The sequence below is a fragment of the Streptomyces sulphureus DSM 40104 genome (assembly GCF_000381025.1).
Classification (GTDB): Bacteria; Actinomycetota; Actinomycetes; order Streptomycetales; family Streptomycetaceae; genus Streptomyces; species Streptomyces sulphureus.
On record NZ_KB905828.1, the window covers coordinates 1 to 22,712 of the forward strand.

23 protein-coding genes are annotated in these 22,712 nt (G+C 69.4%); 6 read left to right on the plus strand and 17 right to left on the minus strand.

Going from position 1 to position 22,712, the window contains the following annotated elements; translation table 11 throughout:
* Positions 1–306 precede the first annotated feature (306 nt).
* The 3 genes from F603_RS0129020 to F603_RS33180 form a co-directional block, all read right to left on the minus strand.
* A complete protein-coding gene (locus F603_RS0129020; protein ID WP_019549438.1) occupies positions 307–555 on the minus strand; it encodes a hypothetical protein in 249 nt (82 codons plus the stop codon).
* A gap of 193 nt (positions 556–748) precedes the next feature.
* Positions 749–1,012 (minus strand): hypothetical protein, encoded by a 264-nt coding sequence (locus F603_RS0129025; RefSeq protein ID WP_019549439.1) that lies wholly within the window; start codon positions 1,010–1,012, stop codon positions 749–751.
* Positions 1,009–1,290 carry a hypothetical protein gene (locus F603_RS33180; protein ID WP_106431427.1) on the minus strand — a complete coding sequence of 94 codons (282 nt, stop codon included), beginning with the start codon at positions 1,288–1,290 and terminating at the stop codon, positions 1,009–1,011. The genes F603_RS0129025 and F603_RS33180 overlap by 4 nt, the downstream gene beginning before the upstream one ends.
* 180 nt (positions 1,291–1,470) lie before the next feature.
* Between F603_RS33180 and F603_RS0129035 the strand changes: the two genes are divergently transcribed.
* The 3 genes from F603_RS0129035 (at position 1,471) to F603_RS0129045 (ending at position 4,976) form a co-directional block, all read left to right on the plus strand.
* The gene (locus F603_RS0129035; protein WP_019549441.1) at positions 1,471–2,220 is read left to right on the plus strand and encodes a DUF6879 family protein; all 750 of its coding nucleotides are present in this window, start codon (positions 1,471–1,473) and stop codon (positions 2,218–2,220) included.
* A gap of 12 nt (positions 2,221–2,232) precedes the next feature.
* Positions 2,233–3,084: a helix-turn-helix domain-containing protein gene (locus F603_RS0129040; RefSeq protein WP_019549442.1), complete on the plus strand. Its 852-nt coding sequence runs from the start codon at positions 2,233–2,235 to the stop codon at positions 3,082–3,084.
* Between the two features lie 941 nt (positions 3,085–4,025).
* On the plus strand, positions 4,026–4,976 hold the full coding sequence (locus tag F603_RS0129045; protein WP_019549443.1) for a sugar-binding transcriptional regulator: 951 nt from the start codon (positions 4,026–4,028) through the stop codon (positions 4,974–4,976).
* Between the two features lie 43 nt (positions 4,977–5,019).
* On the opposite strand, the gene F603_RS0129050 is transcribed toward F603_RS0129045, so the two are convergent.
* From F603_RS0129050 to F603_RS0129060, 3 genes are all read right to left on the minus strand, one after another.
* A complete protein-coding gene (locus F603_RS0129050) occupies positions 5,020–6,321 on the minus strand; it encodes an MFS transporter (protein ID WP_245600934.1) in 1,302 nt (433 codons plus the stop codon).
* 6 nt (positions 6,322–6,327) lie between these two features.
* Entirely contained in the window at positions 6,328–7,722 is a 1,395-nt protein-coding gene (locus tag F603_RS0129055) for an FAD-dependent oxidoreductase (protein WP_019549445.1), read from the minus strand.
* Positions 7,723–8,772: 1,050 nt separating this feature from the next.
* Entirely contained in the window at positions 8,773–9,414 is a 642-nt protein-coding gene (locus F603_RS0129060; protein WP_019549446.1) for a DUF4232 domain-containing protein, read from the minus strand.
* Positions 9,415–9,854: 440 nt separating this feature from the next.
* Between F603_RS0129060 and F603_RS0129065 the strand changes: the two genes are divergently transcribed.
* The 3 genes from F603_RS0129065 to F603_RS33185 all read left to right on the plus strand — a co-directional run bounded on the left by F603_RS0129065 (position 9,855) and on the right by F603_RS33185 (position 13,497).
* Complete coding sequence (locus F603_RS0129065) at positions 9,855–10,526, plus strand: response regulator transcription factor (protein ID WP_019549447.1); 672 nt, start codon at positions 9,855–9,857, stop codon at positions 10,524–10,526.
* Positions 10,527–10,647: 121 nt separating this feature from the next.
* On the plus strand, positions 10,648–12,192 hold the full coding sequence (locus tag F603_RS0129070) for an MFS transporter (protein WP_019549448.1): 1,545 nt from the start codon (positions 10,648–10,650) through the stop codon (positions 12,190–12,192).
* Positions 12,193–12,246: 54 nt separating this feature from the next.
* Positions 12,247–13,497, plus strand: a complete 1,251-nt coding sequence (locus F603_RS33185) for an FAD-dependent oxidoreductase (RefSeq protein ID WP_019549449.1) — start codon at positions 12,247–12,249, stop codon at positions 13,495–13,497.
* Positions 13,498–13,521: 24 nt separating this feature from the next.
* Here the strand turns inward: F603_RS33185 and F603_RS0129080 are convergent, their stop codons facing one another.
* The 11 genes from F603_RS0129080 to F603_RS0129130 form a co-directional block, all read right to left on the minus strand.
* Positions 13,522–14,109 (minus strand): TetR/AcrR family transcriptional regulator, encoded by a 588-nt coding sequence (locus F603_RS0129080; protein WP_245600935.1) that lies wholly within the window; start codon positions 14,107–14,109, stop codon positions 13,522–13,524.
* A 60-nt stretch (positions 14,110–14,169) separates the two neighbouring features.
* Positions 14,170–15,435 (minus strand): acyltransferase domain-containing protein, encoded by a 1,266-nt coding sequence (locus tag F603_RS0129085; protein WP_245600936.1) that lies wholly within the window; start codon positions 15,433–15,435, stop codon positions 14,170–14,172.
* The gene (locus tag F603_RS0129090; protein ID WP_245600937.1) at positions 15,432–16,277 is read right to left on the minus strand and encodes a cyclase family protein; all 846 of its coding nucleotides are present in this window, start codon (positions 16,275–16,277) and stop codon (positions 15,432–15,434) included. The genes F603_RS0129085 and F603_RS0129090 overlap by 4 nt, the downstream gene beginning before the upstream one ends.
* Before the next feature lie 29 nt (positions 16,278–16,306).
* Entirely contained in the window at positions 16,307–16,831 is a 525-nt protein-coding gene (locus F603_RS0129095; protein WP_019549453.1) for a methyltransferase family protein, read from the minus strand.
* On the minus strand, positions 16,828–17,658 hold the full coding sequence (locus F603_RS0129100) for a PfkB family carbohydrate kinase (RefSeq protein ID WP_019549454.1): 831 nt from the start codon (positions 17,656–17,658) through the stop codon (positions 16,828–16,830). The genes F603_RS0129095 and F603_RS0129100 overlap by 4 nt, the downstream gene beginning before the upstream one ends.
* A 161-nt stretch (positions 17,659–17,819) precedes the next feature.
* Complete coding sequence (locus tag F603_RS0129105; protein WP_019549455.1) at positions 17,820–18,275, minus strand: SRPBCC family protein; 456 nt, start codon at positions 18,273–18,275, stop codon at positions 17,820–17,822.
* Between the two features lie 3 nt (positions 18,276–18,278).
* The gene (locus tag F603_RS0129110; RefSeq protein WP_019549456.1) at positions 18,279–18,551 is read right to left on the minus strand and encodes an acyl carrier protein; all 273 of its coding nucleotides are present in this window, start codon (positions 18,549–18,551) and stop codon (positions 18,279–18,281) included.
* Between the two features lie 48 nt (positions 18,552–18,599).
* Entirely contained in the window at positions 18,600–19,091 is a 492-nt protein-coding gene (acpS, locus tag F603_RS0129115; RefSeq protein ID WP_019549457.1) for a holo-ACP synthase, read from the minus strand.
* On the minus strand, positions 19,070–20,311 hold the full coding sequence (locus tag F603_RS0129120; protein ID WP_019549458.1) for a beta-ketoacyl-[acyl-carrier-protein] synthase family protein: 1,242 nt from the start codon (positions 20,309–20,311) through the stop codon (positions 19,070–19,072). Before F603_RS0129120 ends, acpS begins: the two co-directional genes overlap by 22 nt.
* Positions 20,308–21,627 (minus strand): beta-ketoacyl-[acyl-carrier-protein] synthase family protein, encoded by a 1,320-nt coding sequence (locus tag F603_RS0129125; RefSeq protein WP_245600938.1) that lies wholly within the window; start codon positions 21,625–21,627, stop codon positions 20,308–20,310. Before F603_RS0129125 ends, F603_RS0129120 begins: the two co-directional genes overlap by 4 nt.
* A complete protein-coding gene (locus F603_RS0129130) occupies positions 21,624–22,706 on the minus strand; it encodes a class I SAM-dependent methyltransferase (RefSeq protein WP_019549460.1) in 1,083 nt (360 codons plus the stop codon). Before F603_RS0129130 ends, F603_RS0129125 begins: the two co-directional genes overlap by 4 nt.
* Positions 22,707–22,712: the final 6 nt, after the last annotated feature.

Consider the following 22,712-nt stretch of genomic DNA (forward strand, 5'->3'; position numbering starts at 1 on the left):
TCGGCGGTGGCTTGGCCGAGTGCACCGTGGGTGCGGGCGCGGCTCCAGCCGCCGGCTCCGGCCGCGATGCTCTCCAGCCACGGGCGCGGCATCGGCGCGGCGGCGACGGTGCGGTAGATGTGCTCGGCGTCGTCGCTCGGATCGGTGTCGGTATCGGACATGGGTCCCCGCCTCGTTGGGTGTGTGGTGTGGTGCTCCGCCGCGTCGATGTCTTAGAGGCCGACGCGGCGGAGCCATTCCCGGGAGCCTCTGTCGCCGGGAGTCCAGGGGTGAGGGAGCAGCCCCCCGCCGGGCCCCATCCCGTCCTTACTGCGCCTCCGGGTTTGCCACCGCGCGCAGGCCCGGCCGCAACGGCGCCGTGAGCGCTGGGACTTGGCCGAGGTCTTCGTAGTCCGACCTGACCCGCAGATACCGGGTGTGCCCGGTCTCCCGGTAGTGGCGGCCGCGCCAGGCGTCCGCACTCGCCTCCGACGGCAGGGCGCTGGCCTCCGCCTCGCACTCACGACCGCCGGCCTGGCTAAGGCACACCACGTCCCACAGCGTCCGAGTGATCACAGGACCTCCCTCCCACGAGAACGAAGAGCAGTCAGCACCTCGCGATCCTCAGCACGACGCACCGATGCCGGAGTGGTGCTCCACGCCGGCCCGACACCCTCCGGCAAGGGACGCAGCCGGACCTCGTGCGGCCGCACCTCCTCCACCACACCGAGACGCCCGGTCAGACGGTCGATCACCACATCATCCCGCCTCACCTGACGGCCCTCGTCGTCATCCGGCCTACCGCGAAGGCGACTTCGCGGTGCAACGCGTCGACGCCCTGCTCGAACGTCGCGCGCTCGGCGCCGGTCGCGGGCCGTAGACGATCGGGACGGGCCGGCCACTCGTAGCCGGTCGCCGTGATGAGCACATACCTGCCGTCGTCCGCGACGCGCCGCATGCGTCCGACCCACGGCGGCCCAGGCGGCGACTCATCCACCAGGTACGCCCCCACGGCCGGGGGCCGCGCACTCACGAGACCGCTCCGCCCGAGAGGCGCACCTGACCGCCGGCGGCGGAGCCGAGCGCAGCCGGGCACGTCAGCTCGCCAGTGCCGCCGCTCCCCTCCCGGACCACCCGGACCAACAGGTCAGCAACGTCCGGCCACACGCGTCCCAGGCCTACAAGAACCAGCCCCGATGAGACATCGGCACGCAGGGACGGAAGCACTATGCCCACCTGATCCAGCGCCTCCCTCAGCGCCTCGACAACCAAGAAAAGATCGACGTCACGTGACTGCACGGCTGGGTTCATGGACGTGACGGTAGGGCCGGGGGCTTGACACCCACCATGCGATGTTCTCCTCTGTTCCCAGAAGCTTGCCGAGTGTTCTCGCGTGGTCTCACATCGGATGCCTTGCGTCGTAGCCCGCAACATCGAACGCCGTGATGCTGAACGCGATACGACAGGACCCGAGGCAGCTAGGAGTTGACGATGCGGCGACTGCGTTTCAATGGCACTGACAGCAAGAACGGTGGCTGCCCTGCGATTCATGAGGACCTCGACAGTGGTGAGATCATCGTGCAGGGAAAGCCGCTCTCCGCGCTGGACGATCTCGCCCAGCTTGAGCACTTCGGCCCGGGGGACGCTGCGGTAGCCGTCCCTCGCGAACTGCTTGTCAACCACGGACCCAAGGAGATCGAGCGCGTGCCGACAATCATCGGACTGGAGGAGTTCGGAAGGCTCTTCCAGTCCTTCGAGCACTCGGCCTGGCACCTGGAGACACGACGTGGCTACGCCACGGACCGGGAAGACCCCTCCTTCACGGAGTTCTTGGCGACGGGCACGGTTGCCTGTGACATCGACAGCGACTGGTGCACAAACATTCGGCGGCAGACGGACGCAGGCAAGTACGTGGGGCGTGTGCGTGTGGTGGATGACCCGCCCACGGAAGGTCAGTTGTTCCTGCTCAAGTACGCGGAGTGCAACGCGGCGACGGGCGAGGACGCGCGGAATCTATGGCGCGCGGACGCAACACGACTTCGGCTGCCTGAAGAGGACTTCTGGCTGTTCGACAGCCGCCTCGTGGCGGTACTCCGGTTCGATGACGAAGACGCCTTCCACGACGTGGAGATCATCACGGAACCGGGCGAGGTACTGCGGTACTGCCAGGTGCGTGACGCCGCAGTGCACGGGTCTGTGGCCCACGACGAGTTCGCCGCGCAGATGGGCGAGAAGGGCTAGCGAGCGGCACCGGTGAGCACGGACTTTCAGCAGGCTCGGGAGGCTCTGAGGGCTCGGTTGCGAGAGCTGCGCCTTTCCTCTCCTGGGGGCCGTGTCACCGGTACCGAGCTTGCCCGACGGCTCGGCTGGCCGCACTCCAAGATCTACAAGTTGGAGAACGGCCGGCAGACCGCCACCTCGGGCGACCTGCGGGCCTGGGCGGATGGCATGGGGCAGCCTGACACCTTCGAGGAACTGGAGTCACGACTCAAGGGCTTCGAGTCCCACATCCGCTCGTGGCGGCGTCAACTGGCTGCGGGCCACCGGCCTGTGCAGGACAGTTGGAACGCGGAAGTCTCGCGTTCCAAGGCCATCCGGGTATGGGAGGAGTCCGTGGTTCCGGGCATGCTCCAGACTGCCGACTACTCGCGGCACATATTCCTGCGGTACGCGGCCCTCCAGGGCACCATCCGGGATACCGATGACGCCGTCCGCGCGCGGATGAAACGCCAAGAGTGGTTGTACCAGGGAGGCAGGAGGCTTCACGCCTTGATGTGGGAGGCGGCCCTCCGCGCTCTGATCTGCCCGCCATCCGTTCTCGTCGCTCAGCTAGATCGTCTTACCGGTCTGATCGGGATGGATACCGTCGAACTGGGGATCATCCCCTTCGGCGCCTCGCTGAAGATCCCTGCCGCTAACGGGTTCTGGATATTTGACGAACGGCTTGTGGTCGCGGAGGACTGGCATGCTGAGCTGTGGCTCGACGATGCGGACAGCATCGATGCCTACGCGCGCGTATGGCGCACTCTTCGGGAGAGCGCAGTGTACGGAGCTGACGCACAGCACTTGATCAATACGGTGGTGCGGGAGCTGGCTCCGCGCTGAATGGTCGTGTCCGCAGCAGCGCGACCATATTCACCGCTCCCTGTGCCAGTGCGACCAGCATGGCCCACCGTGCCCAGCGATCCTTCTGCTCCGCTGCCGCCTCCTCGGTCGTTGGCAGGACCGTAGGCCAACTCGGTCTGCGGGCGTCGGCGATTATCCACAGGTGGGCAGATAAGTCACACCGGGGCGGCGGGGTGATGCTGAATGCGCGATTCCGCGAGTAGCGTCGCTGGTCAGAAAGTATGCTCCCCGCACACGCGGGGGTGGCCCTCGTCTCGACGTCGGCGAGCGCGGATCGGATCAATGCTCCCCGCACGTGCGGGCGGCTGAACAGAGAGCCCCGTCATCCACCAGAGCGGCGGGGGCTCCACCTCACCCAAGACGCTCGTACAGCGACACCACCAACGCCCCACCCCGGACAACGCCGCGATCGACGGCAGAGGCCACCGCCCGCGCTTCAACTCCTCAACGGCACCACAGAGATCCGCGATGTCCTTGTCATGATCCTCGCGGAGCCACCGGAGTTCGCCGGTGCTGCGGTTGCGGCGGATTAGTAGCCAACCGCCCCGCCCGTCCAGCAGCGGCGGCGCCACCCGCGAGCCGACCGCTCCGGTCCCGGCTGTCGCCCGGTTCTGTGGCGACCCGTCCGTGACGACGACGCGACGTGACCACTGACTGCCCTTGTGGCCAGGCGAGTTGAACTTTTCCCGGAGCTTCCGGACGTGCGCGCGTCGCGCGCCGAGCGGAATCCGCCGCGCGCTTCCATAACCGGCGACGGGACCGGTGGTGGGTGACGGCCCTCATCCGGTGGCGGTGGATCTGCCGCCCCTCCTGCGTCCTCCTGCCGTGACCCGTGCTTGCTCGCGGCGGGGTCGATCTCTGTAGGGAGAGCCCTCCGGCGTCGGACCTAGACTTCTGGAAGTACCCGAGGGGAGGTCGCCATGGCGCTGGACGAGGACGAACAGGCCATCTACGCGGCGCGCGAGTACTACGAGAGCGGCCGGACCATGGCCGCCATCGCCCGCGACCTGCACGTGTCCCGTTCGAGTGTGTCGCGGCTCCTGGCTCGGGCCAGGGAGGTCGGGCTGGTGCAGATCCATGTGCTGCCGCCGCGCTTCCGCGTCAACGACCTCGAGAAGAGGCTCGCGGAGGCGTTCGAGGTGCGGCCGCGCGTCATCGCCCTGCCGGAGTCGGCACCGGCGCCGGAGGCGTACGCACGCACAGCCAGGGCGGGCGCCCAGCTCCTCGGGGAGCTGATGGAGCCCGACACTCTGCTCGCCCTGTCCTGGGGGACGATGGTCAACGCGATCAGCGAGGTTCTCGAGTCCAAGCCCTGCACCAACTCCCGCATCGTCATGACGGACGGTGTGGGGCAGTCCGAGTCCGGCGTGCACTACTCGTTCGGGATGCTGGAGCGATTCGCCACGGCCTTCGGCTCGGACGTGCAACAGTTCCCCTTCCCGATCTTCGTCGACTCGGCGGCGGCGAAGGACATCCTCGAGCGCGAGCAGTTGCTGCGTCATGTCCGGTCCCTCATCGCCAACGCCGACGTGTTCGCCTTCAACCTCGGCACCGTTCAGGAGGGCATCCCGAGCCAGCCGTACGTGAGCGGGTACTTCCTGGACGAGACGGACTACCGGCAGCTTCGCGAGGACGCCGCCGTGGGCGACGTCTCGACGACCTTCTTCGACGCCTCGGGAGCAAGCGACGGTATCCGGATGAACGCCAGGACCACCGGTCCGGACCTGCGCACCGTCCGGGAGATCCCACGACGGGTGTGCGTGACGAGCGGAGTGGTCAAGGTGCCGGCCCTCCGGGCGGCCCTGAGGGGCGGCCTCGTCACCGATCTGGTGCTCGACGAGGGCACGGCCGAGGTGCTGCTGGCCCACTGACGGCCGCCTGCCGGCCCGGCTGCTGAGCAGCCGGCCGGCAGGATCAGGAGATGCGCCGGCCGCTGCCCTCCGTCATGAAGGCCGCCGCCGCGATGGAGACGACGCTCATCCCCAGCATCACCAGCGAGATGGCCCAGGTCCCCTCGGTAGCGCCGGTCAGCGCGGCCGCGAGGAACGGCAGGGTGCCACCGGACAGCGCGGCGGAGACCTCACGGCTGAAGGCGACTCCGGTGAAGCGGACCTTGCTGTTGAACTGCTCGGCCAGCAGCGTGGCCTGGGCGCCCAGCATCAGGTCGTTGGAGAGGGTCAGCAGGATCAGCAGGGCGAGCCAGATCACCACGGCGATGCCCGTGTCCAGCATCCAGAAGAACGGGAACGACATCAGCGCGCAGAGGACGGCACCCGAGATGAACACCGTCCTTCGCCCCAGCAGGTCGGACAGGTACCCGGACAGCGGGAGCGTGGCCAGTTTGACCACGTTCGCGAGGAGCACGCCGACGGTCCCGATCCATGCGGCCTGTCCCACGTCGTCGGTGATGTATGTCAGCGCGTAGACGCTGGGCACGTAGGTGGCGACGTTCGGACCGACGCTGGCCAGGATGCTCAGGACCACCTGTTTCGGGTGGGTGCGCATGAGAGCGACGAACGGGACGCGCTCCCGGGCGTCGTCCGCGGCCACCTTCTTGAACGCCGGCGTCTCGTCCACGCGCCTGCGTACGTAGAGCCCGACCGGCAGGAGGGCGATGCTCAGCAGGAACGGGACGCGCCAGCCCCAACTGTGGAACGCCTCCTCGGGGAGCCAGGTGAAGGGCGTGAACACCACGGTGGCGAGGATGACGCCCATGGCGTTGCCGGTCGGCGGGATCGCGGCGAAGAGCCCCCTCCGGTTGGTCGGCGCGTGCTCGGCGGCCATGAGCGAGCCGCCCGCGTACTCCGCGCCTGCCCCCAGCCCCTGCACGATGCGCAGCACGACCAGGAGCACGGCGGCCCAGATACCGATCGACTCGTAACTCGGGATGAGACCGATCAACGTCGAGGACACGGCCATCATCGTCAGCGTGATCATGAGGACCAGCCGGCGGCCGAAGCGATCGCCGAGGTGCCCGAAGACCAGGCCGCCGATCGGGCGGGCGAAGAAGCCCACCGCGAAGGTGGCGAAGGAGGCCAGCGTTCCCGCTGTGGGGTCCGAGGGGTCGAAGACGACCTTGTTCAGCACCAGCGCGGAGGCGGTGCCGAAGAGCATGAAGTCGTACCACTCCAGGGCAGTGCCGATGGTCGAGGCCGAGACGACCCTGCGGACCATCGAGCGCGTGGACTGCTCCGCTGTGGTGGCGGTGGACGTCAACGGTGCTCACCGCCCCACGGATGCGTCGCTGCTCGCCCCGAGGTAGGCGCCGCGCTGCTCGAGCTCGGAGCGCAGGCGAGCGGTGTCGGTCTCCCGGACCGGGGTGCCTCGGTCTGCGCCCCAGGCTGCAGCGATGCCCGCCGCCTCGCCCATGGCGAACGACGGCGGCATGACCCGGACGGCGGCGAGCGCCTCGTGGGTCGCCGAGAGGCAACGGCCCGCGACCAGGAGCCCGTCGACGGACTCCGGGACCAGGCTCCGGAAGGGGATCTCGTACTCGTTGGCGGTCCGCGGTATGCCGTCGTCGAAGGGGCCGGCGTTGCCGCTGGGGCTGTGGATGTCGACCGGGTAGCCGGCCACCGCGATGGTGTCGGGGAACCGGGTTCCGTTGACCAGGTCGTCCAGCGTCAGCACGTACTGCCCGACGACGCGCCGGGACTCTCGCACCCCGACCGTGGCCGCGGTGTCGATCAGCTTGCAGTGCTCCAGGCCGGGCAGCTCTCGGTGGAAGAAGTCCATCAGGACGTCCACCTGGCGCCGGGAGACGACCTCGGCCTTCGTGAGGTCCCGCGCGTCCGTCCCGTCGACCCCGTTGACCCGCGTGGTGTTGATGCGCCAGACGCCCGGCTCCATGGTCTTGAAGAGCTGGACCCCGCGGCGGGGCAGGTCGTAACGGCCGGAGGCCTGTGCCTCCTCCACCAGGTGCTGGAAGGGGAACAGCTCGTCGGGGTACTGCCGCTTGTACTCCTCGACGGCCTCGTCGTCGACGCTCCCGATACGGAAGAACAGGGTCATCGGCTGCATCAGGCCGTCCGATTCCCTGCCCTTCTCAAAGCGCGCCCCGGCGAAAGCCGCGACGTCACCGTCACCGGTCGCGTCGATCACCACACCCGCCGGGAGGTATGACATACCGGACTTGTTGACGATCACGACTCCACGTACCGCCCCGTCCTCGACTACGGCGTCCACGGCCCAGGTGTGCAGGAGCAGGTCGACGCCTTCCCCGAGCAGCATCTCCTGCGCGACCCGCTTGGCCGTCTCGGCCTCGAAGGGGGTCACAGCGTCGTGCCCGTACCTGATGAAACCGGAGTACTGCGTCCCGGCCTTGGTCCTGGACGGGTGGACTGCGCCGCCCTGCTCCTCCATCCTGCGCACGAACTCGTCGAAGACGCCCCGCACGAGCTGCGTCCGCCCGTCCAGGGAGAACGACGTCATGCACGGCCCGACGAGTCCGGCCGTCAGGTTGCCCCCGGCGACCCCGAACCGGTCGATCACGCGCACGCGCGCCCCGGTCCGCGCCGCCGAGACCGCCGCCGCCAGGCCGGCGGGACCGCTGCCGACCACCAGGACGTCGGTGGCCTCCGCCTCGTCGATATCGCGCTGGTACAGCCTCGTACTCAACGAAAGTCTCCTTCGACTCGCTTTCGGTGATGCGAACGCCGACCATCCTCAGCAGCGCGAAAGGCGGGTTCAACGGCCGGCACATCGGTGCACCGCCACAGCCACCGGACACCCCCGGACGTCCGGTGAGCACGGCTCGCCGGTGCACGAATGTGCCGATTCACCGGCGCCGTCCGCGCCTGTGGACATCTCACCGCGGCCTCAGCCGGAGAGGTGCCCCTCGCTGTACGTCACCGCGACGACGAGCAGCGAGCGGTATCGGGACGACGGCCGCTCGGAAGCGCGCTGTGAGTCGATCCTGGGGACGCCCCGGCTCGACGCAGCAGTCGTGGCGCCTTCAGCGCAGTGGTGACGCGGGGGGCCTGTGTTGCCGCGGACGTGGCCGGCCGGGGACCGCAGCGAGCGGCGGGCGGAGGACTGCTTGATCGGAGCTCCACCGGTGCTCCCCTCGGCAGAATTCCCTGCTGCCCGAGGGACGGAGCGGCAGCGAAGTTGGCCGAGAGTGAGACAGCTATGGGCTGCCACCTCCAGCGCGGCGGCTTGGGATCTCCGCAGTTGCAGAAACCACCAGGTCACTAGGGCCTGGTGTGTGCGCAGATGCTGTAGGAACCAGCCGGGGGCACGGCAGAGTTGCAGATCAGAGACCCGTCTGCCCGACAGGGTGGAGGGGGCCTCCGTTGTGCAGCACACATACGCCCGTGCCCATCCCTGCGGGAACTGTGCCCCGGAGATCGCATCGAGGGCCTGACGCGGTCCGGGCTGAAGCCCCGAGTAGAGGGCTAACTACGGGCAGCCGGCCTTCGGCAGCGACAAGCTCGCAGAGCTGGGCGAGCTGAATGACGTACGCCGCGCGGCACATGAGGCCGCCCGACGTCTCGGACGGAGCCGACCGCCAAGGTCGTCGGCGACCGACTCTCCGTAATCGACGAGCAGGATTCCCCGAAGGGACCTACGAGCGGGCGGGCAACAACGCCGCCGATCGCAGTGATGGCCGAAATCCTGGCCGGGCGCGGCGTTCAGCCACCAGGACCGACCGCCGCGCCCCCGTTCCTACTTGGTCGTGTGTGTGGGGTAGACCTCGACGTCGGTGTAGGCGCCCTTGATCTTTCCCGCGCCCGCGGGCCACTTCAGGTTCACGGTGTGTGTCTCGTTCGGGGGCGTCACCTGGATGTGGGTCGGATGGGTGTGGCCGTCGCCGTTCTTGTCGATGGCGTAGGCGAGGTTGAAGACAGCAGCGTCGCCGGGCTTGAGGTTGGTGACACGTGGCTGGGCGCGGCCTCGCTCAATGGGGCTGGAGGTGTGGTCGACGTCCTTGATGTCGACGCCCGCGAACCCCGTCGCCGAGCAGGTGGTCGAACCCCGGTTGATCATGGTGATGTCGATCCTGCCTGAAGCCGCGTCAGGCGCGGCGTCCCTGGCGTCTATGGCCAGGTCCTCTGTCTTGCAGAACTTGACTTTGCCTCCGGTCTTCGTCGCACCGTTCGCGGCGCCGGCGCGAGTCTGAGTGCCCTTGCCGGAACCCGACTTCGCGTGACTGGACTGCGAGCTCCCACCGTCCGAGGAGGAAGCAGACGAGGACGAGGCCCCCTTGGAGGACGAGTCCTTCTCAGGGCCGTCGTTGCCGCAGGCGGTGAGCGAGAGGGTGGCGACGACGCCGATGGCAGCGAGAGCAGTGGTCCGGGTGTACTTCACGGTCTTCCCCCAGGAGTAGGGCGGTGCATGTGATCCAGAAGTATTTGTATCCCGCACCGAGTTACAGGCGGTCCGCCGAGACGTCTTCGTTCTGTCACGGACGTATCGGCCACGCAGGCCGCCGAGACACCACCGCACGCCCACCTGATTCCGGCCGGTCAGCGGGGCAACGGCGAAACGGAGCTCCCTGTGAAGGGCCGTCCCGCCGCCCCGTGACCGTGCAGCGAGAGCCAGGTACGAGCAGTACCGAGCGTCAAGCCGCTCGGTACCGGTGGTCGGATGAGCCCTACGACGCCCCTGCCTAGGGTCGGAGCATTCCGGAACGGAGACGGTTTCGGTGTTCCGCATCCGTACGGCGCGGGACAAGTGCCCGACCGGTGAGGAGACTTGTGGATTCATTCCTCGGAGCACCCGTACCGCAAACGAACCGAGGGGCACCGATGACAGTAGCCACCATCCTTCTGGTCGACAGTGAACAGGTCGTGCTCGAAGGACTGCGCAAACTGCTGGACAGCTTCGACGAGTTCTCCGTGGTGTCGACGGCGCTCGATGCCGCTTCGGCACTCCATGCCCTGCGGGAACGAAGACCGCAGATCGTCGTCACGGGCCCGACGGTCGCGGGAGCAGGAGGCGTCCACGCCGCCCGGTTGATCCGTCAGGACTCCCCGCACGTACGCATCGTGGTCCTCAGCTCGAACCAACAACCCGTCTTCATGCGGGAGGCGTTCATGGCGGGCGCCAACGCCTATCTCTCCCGCTGCATCAGCGGTGAGGAGCTGCATCAGACCCTGTTGGCGGTGCACCGAGACGGCGCCGCGCTCTCCGGAGCCGCTGCGGGGCTGATCCTGCAGATCGCCTCGGGCTGCTCACCGGACGAGGGCTCACCGCTGTCCCAACTGACCGAACGTGAGCGGCAGATACTCTCGCTCGTCGCCGACGACCACGAGACCGGCCATATCGCCAAGTACCTGGGCATCAGCCCGAAGACGGTGCGCAACTACCTCAGCCGCATCTACGCGAAGCTCGGCACCCCGAATCGCGTGCAGACGACGCTCTACGCCAAGCGCTTCATGGGCCAGCCGCAACCGGACGGGGCGCCGGCGGTCCCCTAGGCGATCCCGTGCCCGGCCGGGTCCCAGTCACCTCAGTAGCACTCCTTGCTCACGCGTGATCTATTTCGCTACGCTACGTAGAGCGTAGCGAAATAGAGAATCCGCTCAGGGAGGAGCGCCAATGACCGGCAACCGCTGGTGGACCCTCGTGCTGGTGTGCGTTGCCAGTTTCATGGTGTTGCTCGATGTCACGATCGTGAACATCGCTCTGCCGGACATCGAGGCGGAGTTGGGCGCCTCTCTCAGCGATCTGCAGTGGGTGGTCGCCTCCTATGCGGTAGCACTGTCCGCCGCCCTGTTGACGGGCGGATCGTTGGCCGACAGGTTCGGCCGGCGGGCAGTCTTCGCTATCGGGATGATCTTGTTCACGGTCGCCTCCCTGCTGTGCGGGGTCGCGGGCGACCCCCTCTTCCTGAACGCCGCCCGCGTTCTTCAAGGACTGGGCGCCGCCGCGCTGCTGGCGACGTCACTGGCCCTGCTCGCCGCCGCCTATCCCGGCAACAAGGAGCGACACCTGGCGCTTGCCGTCTGGGGAGCCGTCAGCGGCGCGGCCCTCGCCGTGGGACCGCTGGCAGGCGGCATGCTGGTCGAGGCCAGCGGCTGGCGTTCGGTCTTCCTCGTCAACCTGCCGATCGGCTTCCTCGCGCTGGTCGGCGTGGCCTACCGCATGTCCGAATCGCGAGGCCGCAGGTCCGGACCCGTCGACTGGCCCGGGTTCGTCACCCTCAGCATCGGGCTGGGCTCCCTCTCCTTCGCGCTTCTGCGGGCCAACGAAGCCGGCTGGGGAAGCGCCCAGGTCACCGTGGCGTTCTGCATCGCCGCGCTCTCGCTCGCGCTGTTCGTGTGGATCGAGCGGACCCGCCGCGATCCGATGCTTCCCGGCGCCGTCTTCCAGCGCGTCACCACGACCGGGGCCAGCCTCGGGGTGCTCACGATGAGTTCCACGGCCTTCGCGCTGCTGCTCTACCTCACGCTCTACCTGCAAACGATCCTGGGACACGACCCCCTGGAGGCCGGGCTGAGACTGCTGCCCCTCACCCTCTCGATCTTCGTGGCGTCGGCGGTCATGGCCCGTGTCGGATCGGTGGTACCGGCCCGCTGGCTGGTGTCGGGAGGGCTCGCCCTCATCGGCGTCGGGCTGCTCCTCATGGGGGGTCTGAAGACCTCCGACGACTGGACGACGCTGTTGGCAGGGCAGTTGGTCACCGGCCTCGGCGTCGGATTCGTCAACCCGAACGTCGTGGCGGCGGCGATGGGAGCCGTCGACTCCGAGCGATCCGGTGTGGCCTCGGGGCTCAACAACACCTTCCGTTCCCTGGGCATCGCGCTGGGAGTGGCCGTCATGGGCGCCGTGTTCGCCGGCCGGGTCAAGGATTCCGTGTCCGACGCGCTGGCGGGTACCCCGCTCGCCGGACGTGCCGACGAACTCGCAGGCGCCGTCTCCTCCGGGCAGTTGGAGCACGCGATGGGACAACTGCCCGCACGCGAGCGCGGAATCTTCGCCCAGGCCGCTCAGTCGGGCTTCGTCGAAGGGCTCAACTCGGTTCTCGTCTTCGCCGCGGTCGTCGCTTTCGTCGGCACCGTACTCGTCATTCCGCTGATTCGGAGCCGTGACCTGGAGGGTGACGGTGATTCGGAACAGACGGCCGCCGCCTCCGGCCACTGACCGCTCCCTCCTCTTTCCCCCCACCACCCTCTTCCAGACTCAGGAGTCATCGCGGTGCACACCGAATACACTCGCGTCGTCGTCGTAGGTGGCGGCCCCGCCGGCATGATGGCGGGCCTGTTGCTCGCCAGACAGGGCATCGAGGTGATCGTGCTGGAAAAGCACGGCGACTTCTTGCAGGACTTTCGCGGGGACACCGTCCATCCCTCGACCCTCCGCATCATCGAGGAACTCGGCTGGATCGAAGAATTCCTCGCCCTGCCGCACAGCAAGGTGCGGACGATCGGCGTGCAGACCCCGGCCGGCTACACGGACTTCGCCGACTTCTCCAAGATCGGCGGCAAGCACCCGTACATCGCTTTCATGCCGCAGTGGCACGTCCTCGACTTCCTGACCCGGAAGGGCTCCCAGTACCCGGGGTTCCACCTGATCCGGAACGCGGAGGCCACCGAACTCGTTCAAGACGCCGACGAGGTCCGCGGCGTGCGTGTCAGCACACCCGACGGTCCGATGGAACTGCGCGCGGACATCGTGATCGCCGCGGACGGCCGCCACTCGGCCATGCGCGAATCCGCGGGGCTCAAGCCGTCCGTCAGCAAGTCCCCTATGGACGTGCTGTGGTTCCGCCTCAGCCGCCTGCCCGACGAGCGGCAGACCTTCCTGCACACGGGCCAGGGGTTCGTCCTGATCACCATCGACCGTGGGGACTACTGGCAGATGGCCTACGTCATCCCGCAGGGCGGCTACGCCACGGTCAAAAAACAGGGCCTCGAACGGCTCCGCGCCGACGTCGGCGCCATCGACGCCGGGCTGGGCTCGCGCATGCTGGAGGAGGTGGAGAGCTGGGACGACGTGAAACTCCTGACCGTGCGGGTCGACCGGCTGCGCACCTGGCACCGGCCGGGCCTGCTGTGCATCGGGGACGCGGCACACGCGATGTCGCCGGCAGGCGGTGTGGGCATCAACCTGGCCGTCCAGGACGCGGTGGCCACCGCCCGGATGCTCGGGCCGGTGCTGCGTGCGGGGCGCGCCCCGGAAGAGCGCGACCTGAAGAAGGTGCAACGCCGCCGCGAACTGCCTGTCAGGGCGGTTCAGCTCGCGCAGGTCAACATGCTCGCCGACCTGTATCCCAAGGACCGGCGGAAGACCGTGGAGCGGCCCTTCGCGGCGCGGATGGTGCGCCGCTTCTCGTTCCTCAACAAGTGGACCGCCTGGTTCGTCGGCGTCGGTCTGCGCTCCGAGCACATCGGCCCCGTCGTGGCCGGGGGCGGATCGGGCGCCGGGACGTCGGGCGTCGGCTCGTGACCCCGCTCCCCCGCACTCGCGGCGTCAGGTGAGGGCGGGCCACAGTGTGTCAAGGACCGTGTCCGTCCAGTCGGAGGGCACGGTCCCTTGCGTCGCCGAGAGGGCGATGAAGGAGCCGGCGAGCATGCTGACGACCGTGGGACAGTCGATCCCCTCGCGCAGTTCTCCGTCGTCGATCCCTTGCTCCAGCGCGGTCAGCAGTACCTCGACCCGAGGGTTCAGCACGCTTTCCCGAAAGGCGCGGGCGAATTCCGGATCGTCCTCGTCGCCGCTCAGCAAGGCGGCGAGCACACGGAGTCCTACGACGTCTTCGAGACCGTGACGGAATTGCCCGAGAAGGAAATGCAAGCGCTCTCGGATGGGCAATCCGGGCGGAGGTTCCGGAATCCCCTCGACGAAGCTGAGCGAGGCGCGGAGAAGCTCGTAACGGTTGCGGTAACGACGGTAGATCGTCGTTTTTGCGCGCCCTGAGTGGAGTGCGACGGCCTCCATGGTGACGCCCTGTGGGCCACGTTCCCGTAGCAACTGCAGTGCGGAGCCCATGATTACCCGGGAAACGTCTTCGCTGCGCGGACGGCCCGGTGCCGGACGGCTCACTCTTTCCTTTTGCATTACGCATCATTGTAGCGCCGACCGACGGGGCGCACCCCGTCGGTCGCAGGAAACCGTCTCTCAGAGGCGAATCGGCACTCCGGCGACGAACAACCGGCCGAGGCCGCGGAGCATGGCTTCGGCCCCGTCTTCGCTGCGGCCGATCGAGGCCAGCCAGAGCCTGTGGTCGCCGGGCAGGCAGCGCGGGCCCAGACCGGTGAGCGCGCGTCCCGGGCCTATCTCCACGAAGGCCGACGCCCCGAGCGCGTCCAGTGAGCGGATGCCGGCGTCGAAGCGGACCGGGCCCCGCATATGGGCGCTCCAGTGGTCCGGGTCGCCCAGGCGGCGCCGGTCGGCCACCTCACCCGTCACGGTGGAGACCATCTCCACACGCGGCGAGGACGGGCGTACGTCCGAGACGGCCGCCCGCAGCTCGTCCAGGGAGGGCTCCTGGAGCGGCGAGTGCAGCCCCTGCCGCACGGGCAGCGCCGAGGTGCGTATGCCCAGTTCCGTCAGCCGTTCCACGACCACGGCGAGTTCGGTAGCAGGGCCCGAGATCGACACGTCCCAGGGGGAGAGCACCGCCGCCACACCGACCCGCCGGGCTACTTCACCGAGACCGTCGAGCACGCTGCGGACGGACCGCTCCTCCGTGGCCGCCACAGCCATGGCGCCGCTGTCCACCCGCGCTGCCAGCTCGGTCTCCGCCACCAGCATCCGGACCGCGTCCCGGAGTGTGAGGGCGCCGGACAGATGTGCCGCGAGGTACTCGCCGGAGCTGAAACCCATGAGGGCGTCGGGCTCCACCCCGCGTTCCCGCCACAGCGCGGCGAGTCCGCATCCCACTGCGAACGTGGTGAGTGCGGCGTACGGGAGGTGGTAGAGCTCTCCGGGAGGCGCATCGGCGCCCGGTTCGAGCAACTGCGTCAGGGGCTTGGCGACGTACGGCGCCGCCGCGCTCGCGCAGCGGTCGAAGGCGTCGCGGTAGGCAGGCTCCGTCCGGTACAGGTTCATGCCCATGCCGGTGAACTGCGCCCCCTGGCCGCTGCAGAGAAAGGCGAGGCGTACCGGCCGCTCCGTAGCGGTCCCGGAGGCGACCCCGCGCACCGGGCCTCCCGCGAGGTGGGCCGACAGCCGCTCGGCGAGCTCGGCAGCGCTGTGGCCGGTGACGGCGATCCGGTGCGATGCGGCCGGATCGACGGCCGTGAACGCTTCGGCGCAGAGCGGGCCGGGAGAGCAGTCGTCGGCGGAGGCGAGCAGGGAGAGGAACTCGTGCGCCGTACGGTCGAGTTCAGCACGGGTACGGCCGGCGAGCGGCAACAGGTGAGCAGTCGCGGTGGGTTTCATCGGGGGCTGCCTGCGGATCTGGCGACGGCGCGGCACCATGCCGCTCCCGCATCGGCAAGCGCGATGGGAAAGGCCATGAACGTGAACGGGCCGTCCGGCAGGTTCCGTAGTCCGCCGAGTCCCTCGATCTGGATGAACTCCCGCTCCCTCCCGTGCATGTGCGCGGGCCACAGTGCCGAGGAGTCGCCGGTGCCGAAGAATTTCTCGACCATTTCCCGCGCGGGCCCGTCGAAGCTCCAGCAGTCGGTGCCCAGTACCTTCACCCCGAGATCGAGCAGGTGGTCGACGGCCTCCGGGGAGACGGCTGTGGACTCCGTGTGGTACGCGGGGGTGCCGAGGCGCAGGTCGGAATCGGTGCGGAAAAGCACCACCGTGCCCGGTCCCGGCTGCTGCTCCGAGCGCATCAACGCTTCCTTGACGTCCCGTTCGGTGACCGTTCCGCCGCACTCGCGGACGTCCAGCACGATCCCCGGGCCGCAGAACCACTCCAGCGGCAGGTCCAGCACCTTCTTCGCAGGCTGCCCCTCGCACGTCGGCCCGTAGTGGAAGGGGGCGTCCACGTGGGTGCCCTGGTGCACGGACATCCGGTAGAACTCGTTGGAGAGGAAGCAGCCGCCGGGCACGTCCTCGGCACGCAGCCGGCGGCGGCCCGAGAGCCAGCGCAGATAGTTGACCATCCGGTCGCGGCGGCTGTCGCCGGGGAGCGCCCTGATCCGGCGGGAGAGGATCCCGACGCCCTCCTCGTGCAGCCACTGCTCGAACTGCACGCCGGGCGCCCTGCGTTGGACAGGGATGCTCAGGTCGGTGAACACGGGGCGGGGGGAACTGCTGTGTGCAGTCACGGTCGAACCTCGTTCGCAGAGGGGGGCGTTCAGGGGAGTCGGTGCGGAGGGCGGGGCGACGTTCGGCCCCGGCCGGTGCGGAGGGTGGGGACCCACGCCGGTACGGACCGGCGGTAGCGGGCGTACTCGTCGCCGAAGGTCCGCAGCAGGCTCGGTTCCTCGACCCGCTTCGCGGCGGCGTACGACACGGTGAGCACCACCGCCGCCCACAGCAGGACGGCGAAGGCCGACCACAGCAGCGCCTCACCGGCGAGCAGCACCGTCATCCCGGCCGCCATCGGGTTCCTGACGATGCCGTACCAGCCGTTGGTCACCAGGTGTTCCGGCGGCCGGTCCCCCAACGGGGTGGGCTGGCGCAGATAGACACGGTCGACGGCGTACGCGGTCATCCACGCGCCCAGCAGCGCCAGCGCGACCCCGGCCGGTAGCGCTGCGGTGCGTGGTAGCGCCACGGCTGGGCCGGGCAGCACCAGGCCGAGCGACGTGGGGACGATGCCCGCCACGACCAGCGGCACCACCAGGGGACCGACCCGCAGCCCGCGGTCCGTGCTCATACGGCGCCCGCCATGGTCCGAGCGCCGGCCGTACCGGCGCCGTGCCCGTAGACGGCCCGTGTCCGGGCCGGTGCACTGGCGGCGTACCCGCCGTACGCTTGCGCTCCCCCGGCCTCCAGGGCCAGGGACGCGACGACGCAGCCGAACCGGCAGGCGTCCGCAGGCGCGAGACCCCGCGCGACGCCGGCGAGTGTTCCGGCGCACAGCGCGTCGCCGGCGCCGATCCCGTTGGCCACGGCGACGCCGGGCACGGCCGGGATCACGACGGGCTCGTGCCCGTCCCGTTCCAGCAGCACTCCGTCAGGCCCCAGAGAGGTGGTCCAGGTGCCGACGGAGTCGAGGATGCGCCTGGCGCTCCAGCCGGACCGCTCCTGCAGCACGGACGCCTGACGCTCGTTGGTGAACAGATGGCCGGCCCCGCTGATCAGGAACTGGGCATCGGCACGGCTCATACCGTCGAGCCGCTGCGGCGGGCGGGTGGCGAACGGGATGCCCTCCTTCCTGCACTCCTCGGTGTGCCGCAGCATCGCCTCCGGGTCGCGGGAGGCGAGGACGACGAGGTCAGGAGCGATCCCTTCGTACGGCGGGACACTCTCGGCACGGGTTCTCACTCCGTGCCGCTCCAGCCGGGCCCGCACCCCGCCGGGGTCCGTGCCCTCCGCGACCAGCACAGGTGCGAGTCCGAGGACACCGAGGCCGTAGGCGACGTTGGCTCCGGCGCCGCCCTGGACGCCTTCGGCAGGTGGGCCGGTTCCAGGGTCGGGGCCGGGGTCGTGAAGGTGTCTCGTGGGGTTCGGCCCGAGCGGTCCGAAGACGGCGATTCTCATGGCGTGCTGCTCCTGGCGGAATGGGGCGCTGGGCTCCGGGACGGGGCGGTGCAGGGGATGGCGGGCGGCTGCCCCCCACCGGCGGTGGGGGTTGGGCGGAGAGCAGCCGCCCGCCGCGGAGGCCGACCCGGAAGGGCCACGGCCAGGGCGACCTCCTGCTGTCAGGAAGCCTTCACGGCTCCCGATTCGATCTGCGCCTTGATGTTGGCCTGGTTCTCGACCGTGTGCTTCTGCATCCGGTCCAGGACGGTGGCGAGCGGGGTGGGGACCGCCTCGTCCAGCTCGAAGTCCTGCACCCAGGTCATCCGCGTCCCCGACGGCTGCGGCTCGCACGTCCACCTCAGGTGCATGAAGCCGAACGGGAAGAGGGGGTCACGCCGTTCGGCGATGGCCACCAAGTCGCGGTGGTCCATCAGCCGCCAGGAGCGCCAGCTTTCGCCCTCCGCGTTGGACAGCTCGAAGACGATCTCGGTCCAGCGGCCCTCGCGCTCCTGCGAGAGGACGACCGCCTTGTGGTACTCGTTGAAGATCTCCGGCCAGCGGGCGATGTCGTTGACGATCGCGAAGACGTCTTGCGGGTCGGCTTCGATGTCGATGCTGTTCTCGATCCTCGGCATGCTTCAGCCCTCCCTTGCGGCCGCGCCGACGGGCTCGCTCCGCGAGCGCAGCCGGGTGACGTGATTGACCAGGTCGCCCACCGTCCTGAACGCGCTCTCGGCGTCCGCGTCGATGGCGATGTCGAAGTGCTCCTCCAGTGCCACGACGATCTCCACCAGCTCCGTGGAGTCGATGTCGAGGTCATTCGAGAGCCGTGCCCCTTCGAGGAGTTCGCTCTCCTCGAAGCCTGCCTTGCACATCACCGAGACGACTGCCCGGCCCGTGTCCGTATCCATGATTCCTGTCATTTCCTCGTTGCCTCCAGGGAGTAGAGCGGGCGCCCGTCAGGTGGCCAGGGCCACAGCGACGGCCACGTCCGCGTCGTGGGTGATGCTCAGGTGGAGCCTGGTGAGCCCCGCCGCGCTGAACGCCTTCGAGGCCCTGCCGGTGAGCAGGGGCAGCGGCTCGCCGCCGCTTTTCCGGTCGACCTCCACGTCGTGCCAGCCGAGCCCTGAGCCGTGCCGGGTGAGCGTCTTGCGGACGGCCTCTTTGGCGGCGACTCGGCCGGCGACACAGTTGAGCCGGTAGCTCTCCGACGTGCCCGCGCACAGCGCGCGTTCAGCAGGGGTCAGGAGCCGATCGACGAGCCGCTCACCGCGCTCGGTCAAGAGCAGCCCGAGGCGGGCCACATCGACCACATCGACCCCCACGGCCCGCACGGCTCCCTGTGCGGGCGCCCGTTCCGGCCGCTGCGGGGCGGGAACCGACCACGGGTTCGCGATCCGCCGCGCGACCTCGGCGGCGATGTCGTCGCTCAGCTCCGCAGCACCAGGCACGCGTTGACACCTCCCAGCCCGCGCGAGACGACGAGGGAGTGCTCCCACCGGCCGATGTCGCGGGCCTCGCCGCGGACCAGGTCCAGGTCGACGCCCGGCGCGGGGCGGTCGAGGTTGGGGGTGGCGGGGAGGACGCCCTCGTTCATCGCGCGCAGCGAAAGCACCGCGTCCGCGAGGGCCGCGCCGCCCAGCAGATGGCCGAAGCCTGTCTTCGGCACGGTCACCGGCATCCCGTCGCAGTCCCCGCCAAACGCCTCTCGCAGCGCGTACCCCTCGGTGACGTCCTCGAAGGGGACGCCCGAGCCGTGTGCGAACACCGCCCCCACGTCCCGAGCCGTGACGTCGGCCCGCTGCACGGCCGTCTGCATGGCACGGCCCAGCACTTCACCTGTGGGCTCGACGGTGTAGTAAGGCATGTAGCCGTCGGTGGTGACGTCCCAGCCCGCCAACTCACCGTGGACGACGGCGCCGCGAGCCTCCGCGGTCTCGCGCCGCTCCATGACGAGGAAGACGGCGCCCTCGGCGAAGACGCTGCCGCCGTGGCCCGCGTCGAACGCGCGGTACAGCTCGTGCGGTTGGATGCTGCCGCGGCTCTTCGCGCCGAGCCCGCTGGTCTCCAGGCACAGCCAGCCGTACGGCGACAACGGTGCCTCGACACCGCCCGCGATCACCATGTCCGCGTGGCCCCGGCGGAGCGAGTCGGCGGCACCGATAAGGGCGTACGCACCGCTCGCCCGGTCCGCCACGAAGGTGCGGGCGGGGCCCTTGACGCCCTGGTCGATGCAGATGTTGCCCTGCGGCGCTGCGGGGAACCAGGCGGTCGCCTGGTACGGGCTCACCGCGCGGGGTCCCTCGGTCCACAGCTTGCGCAGCTCCCTCTCGGCGAACTCCCAGCCGCCCAGGACGTTCCCGACCATCACGCCGGTGCGCTCGGCGGGGACGTCCTCGCCGACGGTCAGCCCGGCGTCGGAGAGGGCCTGCCGTGTGGCGTGCACGGCGAGGTGCGTGAACCGGTCGGTGCGCTTCACGAACCGCGAGGGCAGATGGTCGCGGGCTTCGAAGTCGGCCTGTCCCGCGGCGTTGCACGCATAGCCGGAGGCATCGAACCGGTCGATGCCGGTGATGCGGGACCGTCCCGCGCGGACGTCTTCCCACAGCGGCTGCACGCCGATACCGGAAGGTGTGACCGCGCCGATACCGGTGATGACGATCGCGCTCATCGAGCGGCCTCCTCGGTCTTCGCGGTCGCCCCCGTCGTCGAGCTGACCGCGCGGGTCACCATGGCCGCGTGCAGACCGGCGAAGCCGCTGGCGTCCTTGAGGACGGTGCTGCCGTGCCACGGCCTGCCCGTTCCGGGGACGTAGTCGAGGTCGCACGTCGGGTCGGGGTTCTCGTAGTTGGCGGTGGGATGCACGAAGTGCCGGCGGTGCGCCAGCGCGGTGAGCACGATCTCCATGGCGCTCGCAGCCGAGAGAGCGTGGCCGAGCATCGACTTGGCCGAGTTCACCGGGACCTCGTGGGCGCGGTCCCCGAGCGCGAGCTTGAGGGCGCTGGTTTCGCAGGTGTCGTTCTGCGGGGTCGAGCTGCCGTGCGAGCTGACGTGGTCGATTTCCCAGGACTGGGCCCCCGCCTGCTCCATGGCGCTGGTCATGGAGCGGGTCAGATCGGCTCCGTCGGAGAGCAGGTCCGTCATGTGCGCCGCGTTCGAGGAGTGGGAGAAGCCCGAGATCTCCATGTACGGGGTGGCGCCGCGGCGCAGCGCGTGCTCCTTCTCCTCCAGCAGGACGATGCCGCATCCCTCGCCGAGCACGAACCCGTCCCGCTCCGCGTCGTACGGCCGCGAGGCGGCCTCGGGGCTGGCGGCGTGGGCACGCGAGAGGCAACTGATGATCTCGAAGGAGGCCACGGTGATGGGTGTGATGGGGGCTTCGCTGGCCCCGGCGACCATCACGTCCGCCTCTCCGTGGCGGATGGCCTCGAATGCCTGGCCGACGGCGTCGATACCGCCGATGCAGCCCGTTGAGAGCGTGACGCAGGGGCCCTGGGCCTTCAGGAGCGGCGAGAGCACGATGGCGGGCGTGTTGGACATCGAGGCCAGGTACAGTCCGCGACCGGCCTGGGACGGGTCGATGGGCTCGCGTCCGTGATCGGTGACGGCGAGGAACTCCTCCTCCATCTTCGGCGTCCCGCAGATGGCCGTCGAGAGTGATATCCCGGTGCGCTCAGGCGCGTAGTCGCCCGGCGAGAGGCCGGCGTCCTCCACCGCCTGGAGCCCGGCGGCCACGGCGAACTGGGAGAACCGGTCCAGCCGCTGCACCTCGGGCGGCAGCGCGGAAACACCGTCCTCGAAGTCCGGAACCTCCGCGATTGCGTCGGAGAGGAAGTGGAACGAGCCGAACAGGTCCGAGACCGTGATCTCGGAAAGGGATTTCGTGAGACTCTTCCCCGCCGACACCACATCCCACAGCGCGTCCGTTCCCACGCCTGCCGGGCTGACCGCTCCCAGCCCGGTGACCACAACTTCTCGCATGTTCATCGCCTCTGTCCTGTCAGGGCCGTTGTCAGCCCCTGTGTGATGGTCTTCTTCGGCACGAGTCCGGCATGCTCCATCGCCGCGCGGCACTCCTGGGGGCTGCGCAATCCGCCCTGCGCGGTGTTCACCAGCAGGCTGAGATCGATCATGGCCCGGGGCTGACCGGGCCCGACGTCTCCGGTGCGCATGACGTCGGCGAACAGCAGGGTTCCGTGCGGGCGCAGCATCCGGACGCAGCGGTCCAGCATCCGAGCGGCCTCTTCAGGGGCCGCGAACCGCCCGGCGTTGGCCATCACGACGGTGTCGAACGTGTCGTCCGGAAACGGCTGCCGCGGACCGAAGTCCCCCGATACGAAACTGAATCGGTCCGTCGCCACGGAGCTCCGTCGCACATGGCACCGTGCGATGTCCAGCAGCTCGGGCACGTCGTGCACCGTGACCTCAGCCGCCGGGTCGGAGGCGGCGAGCGCGATGCCCCACTCGCCGCTGCCCGCGGTGTGGTCGAGCACTCGACCTACCGGCCCCAGGCCGAGGCCCGCCACCACCTCGGCGGCCACCGGGGCCGCCACCGGGTAGGTACCGGCGAACATGCCGGGCTGCTGCCCCCGTTGTTGCGGTGCCCCGAGCCGACTTCGCCGTGCGCCGGTGCGCAGCGTCTCCGTGAGCCGGGCCCACTCGTCCCACTGCCCCAGCACCTCGGCGAAGTGGGCACTGAGATCCCCGGGCCGCCCCCGGATCAGGTACTCGGCGGCCAGCGGGGTGCACCGGCGCCCGGTGCTTTCGTCACCGGTGAGCAGGCCGAGGTCCACCAGGGCGTTCAGCAGCCGGGTGAGGGCCTCGGCGTCGCAGTGCAACACCGAGGCGAGTTCCTCGTCCCTGAGCGGACCGTCGGCCAGCTCGGTGAACACATCCAGTTCGAGGGCCGTACCGAGCACCCGGGCGCGGGCGAAGCCGAAGTTCAGCCCGAGCAGGGTCCCGGGGTGCGGAGCCTGCCCGGCACCGGGGGAAGCAGCGGCCGTGCCATGCGGCATGGCGGTGGCCACCGCGCTCCCCCGGTCCCCGGACTGGGTGTCGCCTGTCATCGACGC